This window comes from Actinomadura sp. CNU-125, from assembly GCF_001942465.1.
In the GTDB taxonomy this organism is placed as follows: domain Bacteria; phylum Actinomycetota; class Actinomycetes; order Streptosporangiales; family Streptosporangiaceae; genus Spirillospora.
Map to the genome: position 1 here is coordinate 38884 of NZ_MKJY01000288.1, position 17284 is coordinate 56167.

The following is a 17284-nucleotide window of genomic DNA, read 5'->3' on the forward strand; positions in this document are numbered from 1 at the left end:
CGTAGCGGAAATTCGGAAAATGCCACGCCGAGGCGGTTATTCCGCTCGCATTGAGGTGGCTATTTCTGTTTCGCCGGAGACGATGGGGTTATGGGTGGAAGGTGTGTTTCCTGGGCGGTGTTTGCCTGCTGTGTTTGCCTGCGTCGCCCTCGGCGTCAGGCCCTGGGGGCCTTCCTTCAACGGGCACCGCCTGCGATTGCTGCATCGCTCCGACTCGCCCGGGGGGCTCGCTGCGCGATCAAGTTCTCGCTTCGCTCGAACTTGGCTTCGCCCGCAATCGCAGTGGTTCCGGGCCTGCGTGGTTGCTGTGATGGCTGAGGCGGGTGGTAGTGAGCGCTGACGAGGGGGGTGCCTTCGAGGAGGTCGTGCGGGCCGTGTGGGGGGCTCGGCCGCATGAGCTGCCCGCGGTCGGCGGGCGGGCGGTCGGGCGGTTCACCGGCGGCGGGGACGCCCTGGTGCTGTTGCCGGACTACCGGCAGACGGTGCTCGTCGCGCCGGACGGGGACGCCACGGCGGTCGCGAACACGGCGGCCGGGCGGGCCTTCGCCGCGCAGCGGACGGTGCGGGACGCGGCGGACGTCCTGTACGTGCCGCTCACCGTGCAAGGCGATCGTGTCGGCGTGCTGGGCGTCCCGCTGCCGGCCGGCGACCCACCGGACCGGCTGGACGAGGTCGCGGACGTCCTCGCGCGGGCCCTTCGGCTCGCGGACGGCGGCACCGACCTGTACCGGCGGATCCGGCGGCGGACGCGGCTCACGGTGGCCGCGGAGATGCAGTGGGACCTGCTGCCCGCGTCCGCGTTCGAGACCGCGGAGATCGCGTTCGCGGGACGGCTCGAACCGGCGTACGCGGTGTGGGGCGACCACTTCGACTGGGCGGCCTCCGGGGACGGGTTCACGCTGAGCGTCACGAACGGGATGGGCACCGGGACCGCGGCGGCCGCGCTCACCCACCTGGCGGTCAGCGCGCTGCGCAACGCGCGCCGGTCCGGGGGCGACATCGCCGAGCAGGCGACGCTGGCCGACCAGAGCGTGTACGCGCTGTACCGGGGCGAGCGGCACGTGTCGACGCTGCTGCTCGACTTCGACTACGCCACCGGGCGCGTCCGGACGATCGACGCCGGGTCCCCGCGGATCTACCGGCTGCGCGGGACGTCCGCGGAGTCGATCGGGTTCGACGCGCAACTCCCCCTCGGGATGTTCGGCGACACCCGGTACGCGGTCGAGGAGTTCGCCGTCGAGCCCGGCGACCGCCTCGTCGTCGTGAGCGACGGGGTGCACGCGGCGCGGTCGCCGTCCACCGGGGAGGAGTTCGGCGGCACGCCGCTGCAGAACGCGCTGCGCGCCACGCGCCTGCAGAAGGCGCCCGAGGCCGTCGGCACCGTGATCCGCGAGTACGTCGAGTTCTACGCGGGCGGGGAGCCGGGCGACGACGCCGTCGTGGTGTGCGTCGACTGGACGGGACGCGGGGTCACCGGGGGAGCTTGACGACCGTCACGAAGAAGTCGTCGATCCGGCGGACGACGGAGACGAACCGCTCGAAGTCGACGGGCTTGGTCACGTAGGCGTTGGCGTGCAGGCGGTAGCTGCGCAGGATGTCCTCGTCGGCCTCGGACGTGGTGAGCACCACGACGGGGATGCTGCGCAGCTCCTCGTCGTCCTTGATCTCGCCGAGGACCTCGCGGCCGTCCTTGCGCGGCAGGTTCAGGTCGAGCAGGACCAGGTCGGGGCGCGGCTTGCCCGAGTACTCCCCTTCGCGGCGCAGGAACGCCATCGCCTTCTCGCCGTCCTCCACCACGTGGAGCGTGTTCTGCACCTTGTTGTGCTCGAACGCCTCGGTGGTGAGCAGGACGTCGCCGGGGTCGTCCTCCACGAGCAGCACCTCGATCGGGCGGCCGTCAGTCTTGCCGTCGGTCATCGGAATCTCCCTCGGGAAGGGTCCACCGGAACGTGGTGCCGCTGTCGGTGTCGTGCTGGTCGGTATCGCCGGTGGCGAGCCAGATGCGGCCGCCGTGGTACTCGACGATCTTCTTGCAGAGCGCGAGCCCGATGCCGGTGCCGGAGTACTCGTCGCGGGGGTGCAGCCGCTGGAAGATCAGGAAGATGCGGTCGGCGTAGCGGGGCTCGATGCCGATGCCGTTGTCGGAGCAGTGGAACTCCCACTCGCCGTCGCGGCGCTCGGCGCCGAGCGACACCCGCGGGGCGACGCCCTCGCGGCGGAACTTGATCGCGTTCCCGACGAGGTTCTGGAACAGCTGCGTGAGCTGGGTGCGGTCGCCCGGGACGGACGGCAGCTCGCCGATCTCGACGGCCCCGCCGGTCTCCTCGCAGAGGGCGTCCAGGTTCGACACCGCCTGGCGCGCGACCTCGTTCAGGTCGAGCGACTCCTCGACCTGCGAGATCCGGCCCACCCGCGAGAAGCCCAGCAGGTCGTTGATGAGGGCCTGCATGCGTTTCGCGCCGTCCACCGCGAACTCGATGTACTGGCGGCCCCGGTCGTCGAGCTGGTCTCCGTACCGGCGCTCGATCATCTGACAGAAGCTCGCCACCTTCCGCAGCGGCTCCTGCAGGTCGTGGCTCGCCACGTACGCGAACTGCTCCAGCTCGGCGTTCGAGCGGCGCAGCTCCTCGGCCTGCTCCGTCAGCTCCCGGGCCTGCTCGGTCAGCTGCCCCGCCGCCCGGACGCTGGTGCCCCACTCGTCGATGATCCGCCGCCGCATCGCGTCGATGATCGCCGCGAGCTCGTGCAGTTCCGCCGGGCCCGACACGTCCAGCCGGTGCGCGAAGTCCCCGTGCGCCACCGCGCGGACCCGGTCGGTCATCGACGAGACGGGCTTCAGCACCGTCCGGCGGATCACCAGGGCGAGCGCGGCGACCGCCACGGCGACGATGCCGAGCGCGCCGCCGGTCGCCCACAGCGACGCCCGTCCCCGGGCGGCCAGCCGGTCCGCCGCGTCCTCGTGCAGCGCCGTGATCGCCCGCTGCAGTTGCTGGACGTCGGCGCGGACGGCGTCGAACAGCCGGCGGCCCCGGTCCTCGCCTTCCTCGGTCAGGCCCGCCCCCGGCCCCCGGTCGATCAGCGGGGCCGCGAACGCGGCGCGCCAGGCGGCGGCGTCGGCCACGGTGCGGTCCAGCAGCGCGACGGCGTCCTCGCCGCCCGACACCCCGGTCAGCAGCCGCCGCATCCGGGACGCCGCCGCGTCCTCCCGCGCGACGGCCGCGCGGAAGTCGGCGAGTGCTTCGGCCCCGCCGTCCGCCGCGTACGAGCGGATCGCGGTGTCCTGGGCGTTCAGCGACGAGGTGACCTCGAACTGCTGCAGCGTCCCCTGCGACACCTTGCCGACCAGTTCGTCCCGCGCGCGGTCGTTCTGGTAGAGCGCCGCCCCGGCGAGGGCGAACGCCGCCGCCAGCAGCAGCCCGAGGACGAGCGCGCCCGTCCGGTACAGGTTCCGCAGGCTGATCCGGCTGAGCCCGTGCGGCTCCGGGTACTCGGCCTCGGGCAGGACGACCGGCGGGCCGAAGCCCTCCGGTGCGGGTGCGCCCGCCGCGCCCGCCGCGCCCGCCGCGTCCGTCGCGTCCGTCGCGTCCGCCGGATTCGTCACAGGTCCCCCCTGCCGAGCAGCAGGACGGCCAGGTCGTCGGGCAGGACGTCGCCGTTCAGCCGTTCGGCCTCGGCGGCCAGCCCGTCGATCAGCGCCTCGCCGCGGTCGCCGCGCGCGTGCGCCGCCGCCGCCAGTTCCAGCAGTCCCTCCAGGTCGAGCCGTTCGCCGCCGTCCCCGACGCAGCCCTCGATCAGCCCGTCGGTGTAGAGGAACAGACCCCACGCGTCGCCGAGCTCGACGTCCAGCGCGGGCCACTCCAGCCCGGGGACCAGGCCGAGCGCCGGGCCGCGCGGGTGCTCGGGCAGGGCCCGCACGCCGTCCGGGCCGAACAGCAGCGGGCGCGGATGCCCGGCCCGGTGGACGCGCGCGGTGCGGCGGTCGGGCGCGATCGTCAGCATGCACACGGTGGTGAAGATCTCGTCGCCCCACCGCTCGTGCTCCAGCACCGCGTCGAGGGTCTCCAGGAGCCGCTGCCCCTGGTGCCCCGCGAGGACGAGCGTCCGCCACGCCATCCGCAGCCGCACGCCGAGGGACGCCTCGTCCGCGCCGTGCCCGCTGACGTCGCCGATGACCGCGTGGACCGTCCCGTCCGCGGTCTCCACGGTGTCGTGGAAGTCGCCGCCGAGCAGCGCCCGGTCGCGGCCCGGCCGGTAGCGGGTGTGGTGCCGCACCGACCCGTCCGTCAGGATCGGGACCGGCAGCAGGCCGCGCTCCAGCCGCGCGTTCTCCCGCGCCACCACGCGCGCCTCGACGAGCTGCTTCTCCGACTCGTCCGCCCGCTTGCGCTCGATCGCGTAGCTGATCGCGCGGCCGAGGAGCGCGCCGTCCACGTCCTGCTTGACCAGGTAGTCCTGTGCCCCGGCGGCGACCGCGGCCACGCCCACGTGCGCGTCGGCGAGCCCCGTCAGGACGAGCACCGCGGTGTCGGGCGCGCGGTCGATCACCTGCCGCAGGGCGTCGAGCTCCCGCGCGTCCGGCAGCGACAGGTCGACGATGACGCACTGCAGGCCGGGGTGGATGGCGGCCAGCGCCTCCGCGAGCGTCCGCGCCACGGTGATCTCGGCGCCCGGGCGGACCTCGGTCAGCAGTTCCTCGAAGAGGAACGCGTCGCCCGGGTCGTCTTCGACGAGCAGCACGCGCAGGGTGCCCGTGACGTCGGGGAGACGCGCGGCACCGCGACCGGGGATCGCGGTCATGGCTCAGCTCCTTAGCCGGGGGGACGAGCTTGCGAGCGGCGGATTTGCTTGCAGTCGTGCAAATATTAGATGCATTCCGCATGAGCCTGGCACCTCCCGCGGCGGAAGGCTCCTCCCGCCGGAGAAAACCCGACTCTGCGGTAACGATGATGATCCACGGGCCACTACCTCCCGACGGAACGCACCCGGCGGACGGAGGAGCACACGGTGGCGGACGAAGATCCCGGTCGGCGAGCCGCCGACGAGCGGCGCTTCACCGCGATGTACGACACGTGCAGGCAGCGCGTCTGGGCGTACGCGGCGAGCCGGGCAGGTCGGCAGGTCGCCGACGAGGTGGTGAGCGAGACCTTCACGGTGGCGTGGCGGCGCCTGGCCGACGTGCCGGACCCGCCGCTGCCGTGGCTGCTCGGCGTCGCCCGCAACGTCCTGCGCGCGGGCCACCGCGCGGAGGCGCGGCGCGAGGCGTTCACGGCCGAGCTGGGCCGCCGCGCCGCGCGTCCCGGCGGCGACGTCGCCGAGCAGGTCGCCGAGCGCCTCGCCGTGCTCCGCGCGATGGCGGCGCTGCCGGAGAACGACCGGGAGATCTTGATCCTGGTCGCCTGGCAGGGGCTGGCGCCGAAGGACGCCGCCCGCGTCGTCGGGCTGCTCGGCCACGGCGCTGCGGGTGCGCCTGCACCGGGCGCGCCGCCGGCTCGTCCGGGCGGTGGAGGAAGCCCCCGAACGCGACGACGGCGCCGGCGCGGCCGGTGTCCGGGCGGGCGGCGCCGAACGTTCGCGGGTGGGGATCATCAAGGAGGAGTTGTCATGAGCGACGTGCTGCGGACGCTGCGCGAGGCGCGTCCGGAGGGGCTGGACCCGGACGTGCCGGTTGACCCGGAGGTCCGGCGCGCGGAACTCGCGCGGGCGATGGCGGAAGCGCCGTCCGAACGGGACGTGCGCGAGCGCGCGAGGCGGAACGTCCGGCCGGTATGGGGGCTGGGCCTCGCCGCGGTGGGGGCCGCCGCCGCGCTGGCCGTGGCCGGCCTGACCGCGCTGGACGGGACGGGGCCGGAGCCGGGGCCGGGGACGGTCGCGGGCGAGGCGCCCGTCCGGACGCTCGACGCCGGGACCGTCCTGCTCGCGGCCGCCGAGAAGACCGAGCGGCGCCCAGTGGGGACGGGCGCGTACTGGTACGTGGAGCGGACCGACGCCCAGTACTACCGGGTGGGCGAGCCGGGCGCGCAGTACACGATCGTCGTCGCGTCCAAGGGCGAGACGTGGACGCCCGGTGAGCCGGGCGGCCGGATGGTGTCGCGCACGCAGCGGCTCGGGGCGAAGGCGGCGACCATGACGGACGCGGCGGCCTGGCGGCGCGCGGGGTCCCCGGCCACGTTCGAGGTGCAGGTGCCCATCGCGCCGGGTCAGAAGGAGAAGCTCAAGCCGCTGCAGGCGTCGACTGAGCCCGGGAAAGCGGAGACGAGCAGCTCGCCGCTCGTCGACGGGGACAAGGTGTTCTGGCTCGGCCGGAACGTGACCATCGCGGACCTGCGCGCGCTGCCCGCCGACCCGGCGAAGCTCGAAGCCGAGCTGCTGCGCTGGTACGAGGGGCACGACACCGAGACGGACGGCCGCCCGATGTCGTCGGACGCCTGGCTGTACCGCACGTCCGTCGGGCTGGTGATGGACATGCCCGTCACGCCGCAGGTGCGGGCCGCCGCGTTCCGGATGCTGGCCGGGCTGGAGTCGGTCGAGGGCGTGGGCGAGGTCGAGGACGCGCGCGGACGGACGGGCGACGCCGTCGCGTTCGACGAGCGGACGCCCCTCGGGACGATCCGGCACCGGCTCGTCATCGACCCGGAGAGCGGACGTGCGCTGGCCGAGGATCGGGTGCTGCGGGAGCCGGCCGCCGGAGTGGACCGGCCCGCCGGAACGGTGCTGAGTTCCGCCGCCGTGACGGCGATGGAATGGACGGACTCGGCACCGCGCTGATCCGTTCGCGGCATCGGTAATCGCAGGGGCGGTGCCATGGCCTTAACCGGGCCGGGCGCCGTCCCTTTGCGGGCGGCTCACGCGCCGCGTGATCGGTATGTGATCAGGCGCTCTTCGGGGTTCGAGTCGTGGTCCGGCTGCGGTGCCGGGCGGATTTCTGTGCGGTCCTGCGCTGGGTCGCGGCGGCCCGGGCGCGGTTCAGGCTTTCCCTCACCTTGGCGGCGCCGCGCGTCGCGTGGCGGTATCGACGGCGCGTCCGGCGTAAACCGCGAGCACCTCCGAGACGGGGGGCGGCTGCCATTCCTCCTTGGGGGCGATGGGGACGATGGGCAGTTGGGTCGGCGTGGCTCCGGTGTCGGCATTGGCGGGCAGGGGGACGAGCGCGAGATGTGATCGGCAGTGCGGGCACTGCGTCCCCGGATGGGTGTCTCTGCTCATAACAAGAATGATTACCCAAGGGTCTGACAAAACGGCACCCCCAAATTAAGCGCCGGCCCGGTGGGGGCGCGCGGACGGGGCGGGCGGCGCGTCCCGGCGGGGTGCGGGACGGGGCACGGGACGCGGAGCGTGAGGGCGGGGGCGCGTTGCGGATCGGTGGCCGGAAGACCGGTTGATCAACTGGAACCGCGGGCACGATCTACGGTGTCTGACTCTTCGGCACCCCGTAAGTTCCACAGCCGTTCACCTTGGTCAGGAAAAATAAGAACATGACCGTCAATCCAGGACACATCCCCCGTCCCGCCGAAGCGCTGCCCGAAGACCGCTTCCTCGACCGGGAGGAGAGCTGGCTTCGCTTCAACCAGCGCGTTCTGGAGCTCGCCGAAGACCCGGCGCTGCCGCTGCTGGAGCGCGTCCGATTCCTGTCGATCTTCTCCAGCAACCTCGACGAGTTCTTCATGGTGCGGGTCGCGGGCCTCGCGCGCCGGATGGCGACCGGGCTGGCGGTGCAGTCGGCCAGCGGGCGGCAGCCGCGCGAGGTGCTGGAACGCACCGGGACGGTCGCGCACGAGCTGATGCTGCGGCACGTGGCCTGCTTCCGCGACGAGATCCGCCCGGCCCTCGGCAAAGAGGGCATCGACCTGCTGCGCTGGGACGAGCTGGCGGAGACCGAGCAGGAACGGCTGCGGAGGTTCTTCCGCGACCGCATATACCCCGTGCTCACGCCGCTGGTCGTCGACTCCGCGCACCCGTTCCCGTACATCTCGGGCCTGTCGCTCAACCTGGCCGTGATCGTCCGCGACCCGGAGACCGACGCGACGATGTTCGCGCGCGTGAAGGTCCCGCCGCTGCTGCCGCGCTTCATCGAGGCGTCCCCCGACCGGTTCACCCCGCTCGAAGACGTCATCGCCGCGCACCTCGGGCAGCTGTTCGTCGGCATGGAGGTCGTCGAGCACCACGCGTTCCGCGTCACCCGCAACCAGGACCTCGAAATCGACGAGGACATCAGCGAAGGGCTGCTGCAGGCCCTCGAACGGGAGCTGCTGCGGCGCCGGTTCGGGCCGGTCGTCCGGCTGGAGGTCGAGGAGTCGATCTCCGCGGGCGTGCTGGAGCTGCTGACGACCGAACTGGCCGTCCACGAGGGCCAGATCTACCGGGTGGGCGGGCCGCTCGACCTCGGCGGCCTCGCCGCGATCGCCGACCTCGACCGTCCCGAGCTGAAGTACCCGCCGTTCGTCCCGTCGAAGGAGGCGATCCCGGAGGACGCGAGCATCTTCGCCGCGATCCGCACCCGGGACGTGCTCGTCCAGCACCCCTACGACTCGTTCACGACGACCGTGCAGCGGCTCATCGACGACGCCGCCGTCGACCCGCGCGTCCTGGCGATCAAGCAGACGCTGTACCGGACGAGCGGCGACTCCCCGATCGTCGACGCGCTCATGAACGCGGCCGAGGCGGGCAAGCAGGTCGTCGTGGTCGTGGAGCTGAAGGCCCGGTTCGACGAGCGCGCCAACATCGCGTGGGCGCGCAAGCTGGAGACCGCCGGATGCCATGTCGTCTACGGGTTCGTCGGGCTGAAGACGCACTGCAAGCTCGCGCTCGTCGTCCGCCAGGACCCGGACGGCGTCCTGCGCCGCTACTGCCACATCGGCACCGGCAACTACCACCCGAAGACCGCCCGCCTCTACGAGGACTTCGGGCTGCTGACGGCCGACCCGGAAGTCGGCGAGGACGTCAGCGCGCTGTTCAACCACCTCACCGGCTACTCGCGGCAGGGCTCATACCACCGGCTCCTCGTCGCGCCGCACAGCCTCCGGTCGGGCCTCGTGCAGCGCGTCGAGCACGAGATCGACAACCACCGCGCCGGGCATCCCGCGCGGGTCCGCATCAAGTGCAACTCGCTCGTCGACGAGGTCCTGATCGACGCCCTGTACCGGGCGTCGCGCGCGGGCGTCCCGGTGGACGTGTGGGTGCGCGGCATATGCGCGCTGCGCCCCGGCGTGCCCGGCCTGTCGGAGACGATCCGGGTCCGCAGCGTCCTCGGACGGTTCCTGGAGCACTCCCGCGTCTTCGCGTTCGACAACGGCGGCGACCCGGAGGTGTGGCTCGGCAGCGCCGACCTGATGCACCGCAACCTCGACCGCCGCGTCGAGGCGCTCGTCACCGTCACCGACCGGGCGCAGCGCGACCGGCTGATCGACCTCATCGACATGGCGATGGACCCCGGCGCGCACGCCTGGTGCCTGGACGGCGAAGGCACCTGGACGCGCAACACCCCCTTCCCCGGCGAGACCCTGCACGACATCCAGACCCACCTGGTCCGGAGCCGCCGCTGGAGGACGGTCGATGGCTGACGACGAAACGACGACGACGGACCGGACGGACCGGACGGACGGGACGGACCGGACGATCCGTGCGGCCGGGGCGCTGCTCTGGCGGGACGGCCCCGAGTTCGCGGTGATCCACCGCCCACGCTACGACGACTGGTCGCTGCCGAAAGGGAAGGTGGACCCGGGCGAGCACGTGCTGCGCGCCGCCGTCCGCGAGGTCGAGGAGGAGACCGGGATCGTCCCCCGGCTCGGCCGCCGTCTCCCGACCGGCATGTACACGCTGGGGAAACGGACGAAACGCGTCGACTGGTGGGCGGCGCGGCCGGTCGCCGACGCGGCGTTCGTCCCGAACGAGGAAGTCGACCGGATCGAGTGGCTGCCGCCCGACCGGGCCGCCCGGCGGCTGACGTACCGGCACGACGCCGAACTGCTCGACGAGTTCCTCGCGGGCCCGCTGCGCACCCGTCCGCTGGTGATCCTGCGGCACGCGTCCGCCCACGCGAAGGAGGACTGGCGGGACGCCGACGAGCTGCGGCCGCTCGACGCCGCCGGACGCGCCGACGCCGTCCGGCTGTCGGCGCTGCTGTCGTCGTTCGGGCCCGTCCGGCTGGTGAGCTCCGCGACGGGCCGCTGCGTCGAGACCGTCCTGCCGCACGCCCGCCGCACCCGCGCGGCCGTCACCACCGACGGCGCGTTCACGGTCGGCGACACCGCCCCCGGACGGGCCGTCGAGCGGCTCCTCGAACTCGTCGCCGACGGCGTCCCGACGGTCGTCTGCACGCACGGCGAGATCGTCGAGGAGCTCGTCACCGGGCTGTGCCGGGAGCTGGGCGAGAAGGTCCCCGACGACCCGTGCCTGGCGAAGGGCGAGTTCTGGGTCGCCCACATCGCGGGCAACGCCATGCCCGCCCTGGAACGCCACAACCCCTGACCGAGACCGAGGCCCCGGAGGCTGTTCACCGCGGGGAACGGGGCTAGAAGGACGGGCCCAGGGTGCGGGACCACGTCACGGCCAGCCGGTCGCGGGCGGTCTCCGCGCGGCACTCCTCCCGCCCGTACAGCAGGCCGAGCGCGAACGCGTCCTGCGGCGTCCGCGCGCGCCCCTTGACGGCCCGCAGCCGCTCCATCGCGAGCACGCCGTCCTGGTGTTCCCCGAGCACCTCCTGGATGCGCTTGGCGTCCTTGGCGACCCGCTTCGCCGCCGCGCCCAGGACGGGCGTCGCCAGCTCCGCCGCGTAGCGCGCGCGCTTGGCGGCCTTCCGGGTTTCGTGCCGCGCGAGGTCCGGGTCCTCGGCCGTTTCGATCGTCCGGTACTGGCGCGCCATCCGCTCCCAAACCCGCGAGACCAGGACCGGCAGCTCCTTGCGCGCCTTGCGCTGCGCGCGCTCGCCCAGCGGCGGGTCGGCGATCAGCGCGTCGAGCGCGTCGAGCAGCTCGAAGTAGCGGGGCTCCTTCAGCGCCAGGTTCATCCGCCGGTACGCGCCGCGCTCGCGCCGGGCGAGGTCGTCGACGAAGAACGACGGGCCGTCCGCGAACCGCATGCGCAGCACCTCCAGGTCGCGGACCTCGCCCAGGACCGCCGCCAGCCACCGCAGCTCCGCCTGCAGCGGCTCGGTCCGCGCCGGGTCGAGCACCGGCCGGTACGCCTGCAGCGTGCTGCGCAGCCGCCGCGTCGCGACCCGCATCCGGTGGACGGCGTCGTTCTCGCCCAGCCGCGCCCGCGGGTCGAACTCGATCAGGCTTTCGAGGTGCGCCGCGAGGTAGCCCAGCACGGCGTCGCCCGCGGTCACCGTCGGCAGCTTCCCGTTGGCGGTCAGCTCCCGCAGCCGCGCCCGCGTCGCGGCCCGCGCCGCCGCGCCCGGCGCCGCCGCACGTCCGCGCCGAGCAGCCGGCCGAGCTTGGACGACGACTTCGCCTTCCGCGCGCCCGCCTTCCGCAGCCGCTTGCCCGCCGCCTTCAGCAGTTCCGGCCCTGGCCGCCGCCGAGTTCGACCTCGATCTCCCGCCACCGCCGCGGCTCGTCCCCTTCCTCCCGGTACGCCGAGACGAGGTCGTCGGCGACCTCCGCGAGGACCGTGCCGTCGCCGTCCCGCAGGGCCACGACCGTCCGCGGTCTCCAGCGTCGCGACGGGCGCCAGCTCGGCGCCGCGCGTGTGCACGGCGACGAGCCCGGCGAGCCGCGGCGGGACGACGCGCGGGCGGCCGAGCGGCGCGCGATGCTCCTGCTTGCCGTCCGGCCCGGCCGGGACCTTCAGGTGCCAGCCGGAGTCGTCGCCGCCGCGGCGCCGCCGCAGCGTGATCCCGTGCGCGGCGAGCCGCAGGTCGGCGGTGTCGAAGTAGGTCGCGTGCAGTTCGTGGACGCGCGGCGCCGCGGCCGCCGACACCCCCGGAAGATCGTCCAGCGGCGGGAGAACGAACCCCGCCTCCGCGTCGTACTTCTGCTCGATCTCCAGGTGCCGGTCGGCCACGATGCGCCCTCCTACCACGAGTTAAAGCCCACGTGACGAGCATTTCACGCGAAGGTGAACAGGGATAGAACGCGAATGCTCGGTAACCCGCGGAACCTCGACACCTCCGACGCGCCGCCCGGCGTGCCGCCCGCCGTCGCGGTGGGTCAGTACGCGTGATCGCCGTAGGTGATGTAGCCGTTGTCGCCGCCCGTGTACCAGGTCTCGCGGTCGGCGGCGGCCAGGGGCAGGCCGGCGCGGAACCGTTCGACGAGGTCGGGGTTGGCGATGTAGGCGCGGCCGTAACTGACCAGGTCGGCGCCGTTCGCGAGCCACCGTTCGCCCTGCTCCCGGGTGGCGGGCTCGGGGTCGCTCGGCGCGGCCGGGTTCATGATGAGCGTGCCCGGCCACGACTTGCGCAGGCGCATCAGGGTCTCGTCGTCGGTGGTGGCGAGCAGGTGGACGTAGGCGAGGCCGAGCGGGGCGAGCGCGTCCAGCAGGGCTCCGTAGAGGTCCGGGACGTCCTCCTCGATCGCGTCCCAGATCCGGTTGCCGGGCGACAGGCGGATGCCGACGCGGTCGGCGCCGACGGCGTCCGCCGCCGCCTCCACCGCCTCGACCGCGAACCGGATGCGGCCGGTGATCGAACCGCCGTAGCGGTCGGTGCGCCGGTTCGCGCTCGACGACAGGAACTGCCCGATCAGGTAGCCGTTCGCGCCGTGCAGTTCGACGCCGTCGAACCCGGCGTCGATCGCGCGGCGCGCCGCGGTGCCGAACACGCCCGCCTCGTCCCGCGCCTCGGCGGTGCTCAGCGCGCGGGGCTCCGGGGCGGGCAGCATCCCCTTGGGGCCGGTGAACAGCTCGGCTTCCAGCCGGACGGCCGACGGCGCGACGGGCGTGTACCCGGCGACCTCGGGGTGCCCGACGCGTCCGCCGTGCATGAGCTGCGCGAAGATCCGCCCGCCGTTGGCGTGGACCGCCCCGGTCACCGGACGCCACGCGGCGACCTGCTCGTCGTTGTGCAGGCCGGGCGTGAAGGGGTTCGACTGGCCCTGCAGGCTCGGCTGCACGCCCTCGCTGACGATCAGCCCGGCGGTGGCGCGCTGGGCGTAGTAGGCCGCGGTGGAGGCGGTCGCCAGCCCGTCCGCGGCCACCCGGGCGCGCGACATCGGGGCCATCACGAGGCGGTTGGGGAGGGTCAGCCCGCCCATGCGGTAGGAGTCGAAAAAGCCGGTCATCGGTCAGTTCCTTTCCGTAGATGCGGTTACGCTAAAACCTCACGTTCACGTGAGGGGCAAGGTGATACGGGTCACCTTGGGAGCGAAGGGGACGGCATGCGCATCGGGGATCTGGCCGCGCGGACGGGCGTCAGCGTGCGGGCGCTGCGGTACTACGAGGAGCAGCATCTGCTCGCGCCCGCGCGCAGCGGCAGCGGGCAGCGGCACTACCGGGACGAGGACGTGGACCGCGTCCGGCTCATCCGGCTGCTGCTCGGCGCGGGGCTGACCAGCGACGCGATCCGGCCGATCATGCCGTGCGTCGCCACCGGCGTCGCGACGGCCGGGATGCTGGACCGGCTCGCCGCCGAGCGGGACCGCATCGACGGGCAGCTCCGCGACCTCGCGGAGACGCGGGACCGGCTGGACCGGGTCATCGAACTGGGGTACGAGCACGCCCGCGGCGAGCATCCCCGCGCCGAACGCCCCCGCAGCGAGCGAGCCCACGCCGAGCGAGCCCACGCCGGGCACGCGTCCTGCTGACGGCCTCCCCCCTCATCCCCCTTCATCCCCCCTCATCCCCCTTGGCATCGGGCCGGTGCGCGTGCGAACAATGGGGCCATGGATGCGGAAGAGCTGTACCGGCGCTGGCTGTTCGACGCGTGGTCGGGCGACTACGGCGTCCTCGACGAGATCATGGCGCCGGACTTCGTGGGGCACTGGCCCGCGACGGAGGTACGCGGGCCGAAGGAGGCCGCCGAGCAGATCCGCCACTCGCGCCACCTGTTCTCCGACATCGTGAACACGCTGGACGTCGGGCCGGTGGTGGGCGGCGACACGGTGGCGGCCCGGTGGACGTTCCACGGGACGTACCAGGGCGGCGTGCCCGGCGCGATGGCGTCGCCGGGGACGCGCGTGTCGTTCGTCGGGCACGACATCTTCCGCGTCGCGGGCGGGCGGCTCGCCGAGTACTGGGTGGTGTCCGACGGTGTGGGGCTGATGACGGAACTCGGAGCGTTCGGCGACAGCTGAACGTCTAAGGTCGGAAAGTCCGTCCCGTCCGACGAGGGAGTGCGATGTCCGGCAACAGGTCGTCCGTGCCGTACGTGCCGCCGGAGGTTGCCACGCGCGTGGTGGAACTGCTCGGGAAGGGGCAGTTGGTCAAGGCGGTCGCCGAGGTGCGCAAGGCGACCGGCGCGGACCTCGTGAGCGCCAAGTCCTGCATCGACGAGATGCGGCTGGAGTGGATCGGCGCGCAGGTCCCCGTCGAGGCCGAGGAGAAGGCCCGCGCGCTGCTGGGCGAGGGGCGGGCGAAGGACGCGGTGAAGCTCGTCCGGGACGCGGGCGGGCTCGGGCGCAGCGAGGGCAAGGACTTCGTGCGGGCGCTGCAGGCCGGCTGGCGGCGCGGCCGGACCGGCCGGACCGCCGGGACGGACGGGCCGGGCGGGACGCTCGCGGACCGCGCGCGCGGGTTCGTCGACGCGGACGACCACGCGTCGGCCGTCGCGCTGGTGCGGGACGAGACGGGGATGAACGCCGAGGAGGCGGAGCGTTTCGTGGACGCGCTCGACTGAGCGGCGCGCGCCGGCAGGGCCCCGGTAGGGCGATCTAGCCGATAAGTCCGGTTGACCAGGGAGGTGCCGTGGTGGCTTAATATCCTGTATTCCGACTTATCAAGTAGGGAAGGTCTGCGATGCGCTCGTTCGTGGTGCTCGCGCTGGTGGGGCTCGGCGCCCAGCTGGTGGACGGAAGCCTGGGGATGGCCTACGGGGTGACGTCGACGACGTTGCTGCTGGCGGCGGGGACGAGCCCGGCGGCCGCGTCCGCGACCGTGCACCTGTCGGAGATCGGGACGACGCTGGCGTCCGGCGCGGCGCACTGGCGGTTCGGCAACGTCGACTGGAAGGTCGTCGCCAAGGTCGGCTTCCCGGGCGCGTTCGGCGCCTTCGCCGGGGCGACGTTCCTGTCTTGGCTGTCGACCGAGGCCGCCGCGCCCGTCATGTCGCTGATCCTGCTGTCGCTCGGCGTCTACGTGCTCGTCCGGTTCACCCGGCGCGGACCGTCCACCGCGAACCTGGGCAAGCCGCTGCGGCGCCGCTTCCTCGCCCCGCTGGGCGTGGTCGCCGGGTTCGTGGACGCGTCGGGCGGCGGCGGCTGGGGCCCGGTCGGGACGCCCGCGCTGCTGGCGTCCGGGCGGATGGAGCCCCGCAAGGTGATCGGCACCATCGACACCAGCGAGTTCCTCGTCGCGGTCGCGGCCAGCCTCGGCTTCCTCGCCGGGCTCGGGACCGCGGGGATCAATGCCGGGTGGGCGGCCGCGCTGCTGCTCGGCGGCCTGGTCGCCGCCCCGATCGCGGCCTGGCTGGTGCGGCATCTGCCGCCCGCCGTCCTCGGCTCGGCGGTCGGCGGCGTGATCATCGTCACGAACGCCCGGACCCTGCTGAACAGCGACTGGATCGATGCGGGCGCGCCCGTCCGGTACGGCGTCTACGCCGTCCTGTACGCGGGCTGGGCGGCGGCCGTCGCGTACTCGGTCAGGCGGTACCGCGCGGAGCGCGACGTGAACGGGACGCGGAGGCCGCCGCGGTGGCCGACGAGGTGCCGGAGGCGTCGGGCTGATCGGGCGGCGGCCGGTGGGCGGCGCGCTCAGGCGGCGTCGGCGTGCTCGGACGTCGAGGCGTCGCCGCGGACGACGATGACCGGGAGCGGACGGCGGGCCGGGGCCTCGGCCGTGCGGCGCAGGTGGCGGCGCTCCTCCGGGGTCGTGCCGCCCCAGACGCCGTCGGGCTCGCCGACGCGCAGCGCCCAGGTCAGGCAGTCGACCTGGACCGGGCAGTTGCCGCAGATCACCTTCGCGGCGCGCTCCTGCTCACGCAGGATCTCCGCGGAGTACCCGATCGGGAAGAACAGGTCGGGGTCCGTGCCGCGGCAGATCGCGTGGTCGGTCCAGTGTTCCTCGTTGTCGTTGTCGCTGTGCATGGCTTCTCCCTGCGGCGGTGCGGCACGCCGCCGGCTTCGCGGGTCGAGATGACGATGTCTTCCACCCAACGTAGTACTACGAGTCGTAGTACTACAAGTCGTTGTGGTGAACACTGCAACTTAGCGTTCGGATAGCCTGGTCGGTGTGCAGCGTGATCAAGAAGTGACCTTCCGCGAGGCGACGGCGGCCGATCTGCCGCGGATCGTCCGGCTTCTGGCCGACGATCCCCTCGGTGCGGCGCGCGAAACGCCGGGCGCCGAGATCCCGGAGGCCTACTTCACCGCGTTCGCCGCGATCGAGAAAGACCAGAACAACACGGTCATCGTGGCCGAGGTCGACGGCGAGATCGCGGGCACGCTGCAGCTCACGTTCATCCCCGGCCTCACCTACGGCGGCGGCGAACGAGCGCAGATCGAAGGCGTCCGCGTCGTGTCCGAGCTGCGCGGCGCGGGCGTCGGCCAGGCCCTCATCGGCGAGGCCGTCGACCGGGCCCGCGCCCGGGGCTGCCGGCTGGTGCAGCTCACCACCGACCGGCAGCGCCCCGACGCGATCCGCTTCTACCAGAAGATCGGCTTCCGCCCGTCCCACATGGGCATGAAGTACCACCTCGCCTGACCGGGGCACCGAGGCGCGGTCGAGGCGGTCGAGGCCCGATCAGGGGACGAGCGCGACCTTTCCCACGATCCGCCGGTTCAGCAGGTCGTCCAGCACCTTCGGCGCCGCGACCAGCGGCTCGACGCCCGGCGCTCCGGGCGCCAGCGCGCCCGACGCGACCATCGCCAGCAGCTCGTCCAGCAGCGCCCGCTGCTCCGCGGGGTGCGTCATCGACCAGGCGCCCCAGTCGACGCCCACGATCGTCCGGTTGCGCAGGAGCACCTGGTTGAGCGGCAGCGACGGGATGTCGCCCGCCGCGAACCCGATCACCACGTGCCGTCCGCCCTCGCGCAGCGACCGCAGCGCCGGATCGGCCAGCGCGCCGCCCACCGGGTCGTAGACGACGTCGACGCCGCCCTCCGACCAGCCGCGCGCCCCGCCCTTGACGTCCGCGCGGTCGATCGCGGCGGCGCGCCCGCGGCGACGGCGCGTCCCGCTTCGGCCCGGACGACGC

At 73.4% G+C, this 17284-nt stretch carries 16 protein-coding genes and 1 pseudogene; 9 read left to right on the forward strand and 8 right to left on the reverse strand.

Annotated features, from left to right (window positions below):
- Window positions 1-329: 329 nt before the first annotated feature.
- Complete coding sequence (locus BJF79_RS29140) at window positions 330-1487, forward strand: PP2C family protein-serine/threonine phosphatase (RefSeq protein ID WP_075902161.1); 1158 nt, start codon at window positions 330-332, stop codon at window positions 1485-1487.
- Here BJF79_RS29140 and BJF79_RS29145 read toward each other — a convergent pair.
- The 3 genes from BJF79_RS29145 to BJF79_RS29155 are packed head-to-tail and all read right to left on the reverse strand — an operon-like array spanning window position 1471 to window position 4797.
- Entirely contained in the window at window positions 1471-1917 is a 447-nt protein-coding gene (locus tag BJF79_RS29145; RefSeq protein ID WP_075902163.1) for a response regulator, read from the reverse strand. The genes BJF79_RS29140 and BJF79_RS29145 overlap by 17 nt on opposite strands.
- Window positions 1898-3601, reverse strand: coding sequence for a sensor histidine kinase (locus tag BJF79_RS29150; protein ID WP_083734098.1), 1704 nt, complete (start codon window positions 3599-3601; stop codon window positions 1898-1900). Before BJF79_RS29150 ends, BJF79_RS29145 begins: the two co-directional genes overlap by 20 nt.
- A complete protein-coding gene (locus BJF79_RS29155) occupies window positions 3598-4797 on the reverse strand; it encodes a PP2C family protein-serine/threonine phosphatase (protein ID WP_075902165.1) in 1200 nt (399 codons plus the stop codon). The genes BJF79_RS29150 and BJF79_RS29155 overlap by 4 nt, the downstream gene beginning before the upstream one ends.
- A gap of 207 nt (window positions 4798-5004) precedes the next feature.
- Here BJF79_RS29155 and BJF79_RS29160 point away from each other — a divergent pair, with 207 nt between their 5' ends.
- The 3 genes from BJF79_RS29160 to BJF79_RS29170 all read left to right on the forward strand — a co-directional run bounded on the left by BJF79_RS29160 (window position 5005) and on the right by BJF79_RS29170 (window position 10464).
- The gene (locus tag BJF79_RS29160) at window positions 5005-6765 is read left to right on the forward strand and encodes a CU044_5270 family protein (RefSeq protein WP_075902167.1); all 1761 of its coding nucleotides are present in this window, start codon (window positions 5005-5007) and stop codon (window positions 6763-6765) included.
- A 707-nt stretch (window positions 6766-7472) separates the two neighbouring features.
- Complete coding sequence (locus BJF79_RS29165) at window positions 7473-9557, forward strand: RNA degradosome polyphosphate kinase (protein ID WP_075902169.1); 2085 nt, start codon at window positions 7473-7475, stop codon at window positions 9555-9557.
- Entirely contained in the window at window positions 9550-10464 is a 915-nt protein-coding gene (locus tag BJF79_RS29170) for an NUDIX hydrolase (RefSeq protein WP_083734103.1), read from the forward strand. The genes BJF79_RS29165 and BJF79_RS29170 overlap by 8 nt, the downstream gene beginning before the upstream one ends.
- Window positions 10465-10507: 43 nt before the next feature.
- On the opposite strand, the gene BJF79_RS53930 is transcribed toward BJF79_RS29170, so the two are convergent.
- From BJF79_RS53930 to BJF79_RS29180, 3 genes are all read right to left on the reverse strand, one after another.
- Window positions 10508-11323 carry a CHAD domain-containing protein gene (locus tag BJF79_RS53930; protein WP_158079322.1) on the reverse strand — a complete coding sequence of 272 codons (816 nt, stop codon included), beginning with the start codon at window positions 11321-11323 and terminating at the stop codon, window positions 10508-10510.
- A gap of 23 nt (window positions 11324-11346) precedes the next feature.
- Window positions 11347-12000 carry a CYTH domain-containing protein gene (locus BJF79_RS53935; RefSeq protein WP_158079323.1) on the reverse strand — a complete coding sequence of 218 codons (654 nt, stop codon included), beginning with the start codon at window positions 11998-12000 and terminating at the stop codon, window positions 11347-11349.
- Between the two features lie 146 nt (window positions 12001-12146).
- Window positions 12147-13217, reverse strand: a complete 1071-nt coding sequence (locus BJF79_RS29180; protein ID WP_075902171.1) for an alkene reductase — start codon at window positions 13215-13217, stop codon at window positions 12147-12149.
- A 96-nt stretch (window positions 13218-13313) separates the two neighbouring features.
- Between BJF79_RS29180 and BJF79_RS29185 the strand changes: the two genes are divergently transcribed.
- The 4 genes and pseudogenes from BJF79_RS29185 to BJF79_RS51625 all read left to right on the forward strand — a co-directional run.
- Window positions 13314-13739 carry a MerR family transcriptional regulator gene (locus tag BJF79_RS29185; protein ID WP_075902173.1) on the forward strand — a complete coding sequence of 142 codons (426 nt, stop codon included), beginning with the start codon at window positions 13314-13316 and terminating at the stop codon, window positions 13737-13739.
- 78 nt (window positions 13740-13817) lie between these two features.
- On the forward strand, window positions 13818-14228 hold the full coding sequence (locus BJF79_RS29190) for an ester cyclase (protein ID WP_075902175.1): 411 nt from the start codon (window positions 13818-13820) through the stop codon (window positions 14226-14228).
- Between the two features lie 44 nt (window positions 14229-14272).
- Complete coding sequence (locus BJF79_RS29195) at window positions 14273-14770, forward strand: hypothetical protein (RefSeq protein ID WP_083734108.1); 498 nt, start codon at window positions 14273-14275, stop codon at window positions 14768-14770.
- 119 nt (window positions 14771-14889) lie between these two features.
- Window positions 14890-15789, forward strand: a pseudogene (locus BJF79_RS51625) (sulfite exporter TauE/SafE family protein); the annotation flags it as partial.
- Between the two features lie 53 nt (window positions 15790-15842).
- Here BJF79_RS51625 and BJF79_RS57440 read toward each other — a convergent pair.
- A complete protein-coding gene (locus BJF79_RS57440; RefSeq protein ID WP_075902187.1) occupies window positions 15843-16175 on the reverse strand; it encodes a WhiB family transcriptional regulator in 333 nt (110 codons plus the stop codon).
- Window positions 16176-16338: 163 nt separating this feature from the next.
- Here BJF79_RS57440 and BJF79_RS29210 point away from each other — a divergent pair, with 163 nt between their 5' ends.
- The gene (locus BJF79_RS29210; protein ID WP_075902177.1) at window positions 16339-16791 is read left to right on the forward strand and encodes a GNAT family N-acetyltransferase; all 453 of its coding nucleotides are present in this window, start codon (window positions 16339-16341) and stop codon (window positions 16789-16791) included.
- A gap of 39 nt (window positions 16792-16830) precedes the next feature.
- Here the strand turns inward: BJF79_RS29210 and BJF79_RS29215 are convergent.
- Window positions 16831-17284 (reverse strand): zinc-binding dehydrogenase (locus BJF79_RS29215; RefSeq protein ID WP_143220305.1); only part of this gene is annotated, 454 nt, incomplete at its 5' end.

Excerpts from the sequence above, each read along its gene's own strand:
- BJF79_RS29145 (WP_075902163.1), bottom strand. The coding sequence starts at position 1,917 with ATGACCGACGGCAAGACTGACGGCCGCCCGATCGAGGTGCTGCTCGTG.
- BJF79_RS29155 (WP_075902165.1), bottom strand. The coding sequence starts at position 4,797 with ATGACCGCGATCCCCGGTCGCGGTGCCGCGCGTCTCCCCGACGTCACG.
- BJF79_RS29165 (WP_075902169.1), top strand. The coding sequence starts at position 7,473 with ATGACCGTCAATCCAGGACACATCCCCCGTCCCGCCGAAGCGCTGCCC.
- BJF79_RS29170 (WP_083734103.1), top strand. The coding sequence starts at position 9,550 with ATGGCTGACGACGAAACGACGACGACGGACCGGACGGACCGGACGGAC.
- BJF79_RS29180 (WP_075902171.1), bottom strand. The coding sequence starts at position 13,217 with ATGACCGGCTTTTTCGACTCCTACCGCATGGGCGGGCTGACCCTCCCC.
- BJF79_RS29185 (WP_075902173.1), top strand. The coding sequence starts at position 13,314 with ATGCGCATCGGGGATCTGGCCGCGCGGACGGGCGTCAGCGTGCGGGCG.
- BJF79_RS29190 (WP_075902175.1), top strand. The coding sequence starts at position 13,818 with ATGGATGCGGAAGAGCTGTACCGGCGCTGGCTGTTCGACGCGTGGTCG.
- BJF79_RS29195 (WP_083734108.1), top strand. The coding sequence starts at position 14,273 with ATGTCCGGCAACAGGTCGTCCGTGCCGTACGTGCCGCCGGAGGTTGCC.
- BJF79_RS57440 (WP_075902187.1), bottom strand. The coding sequence starts at position 16,175 with ATGCACAGCGACAACGACAACGAGGAACACTGGACCGACCACGCGATC.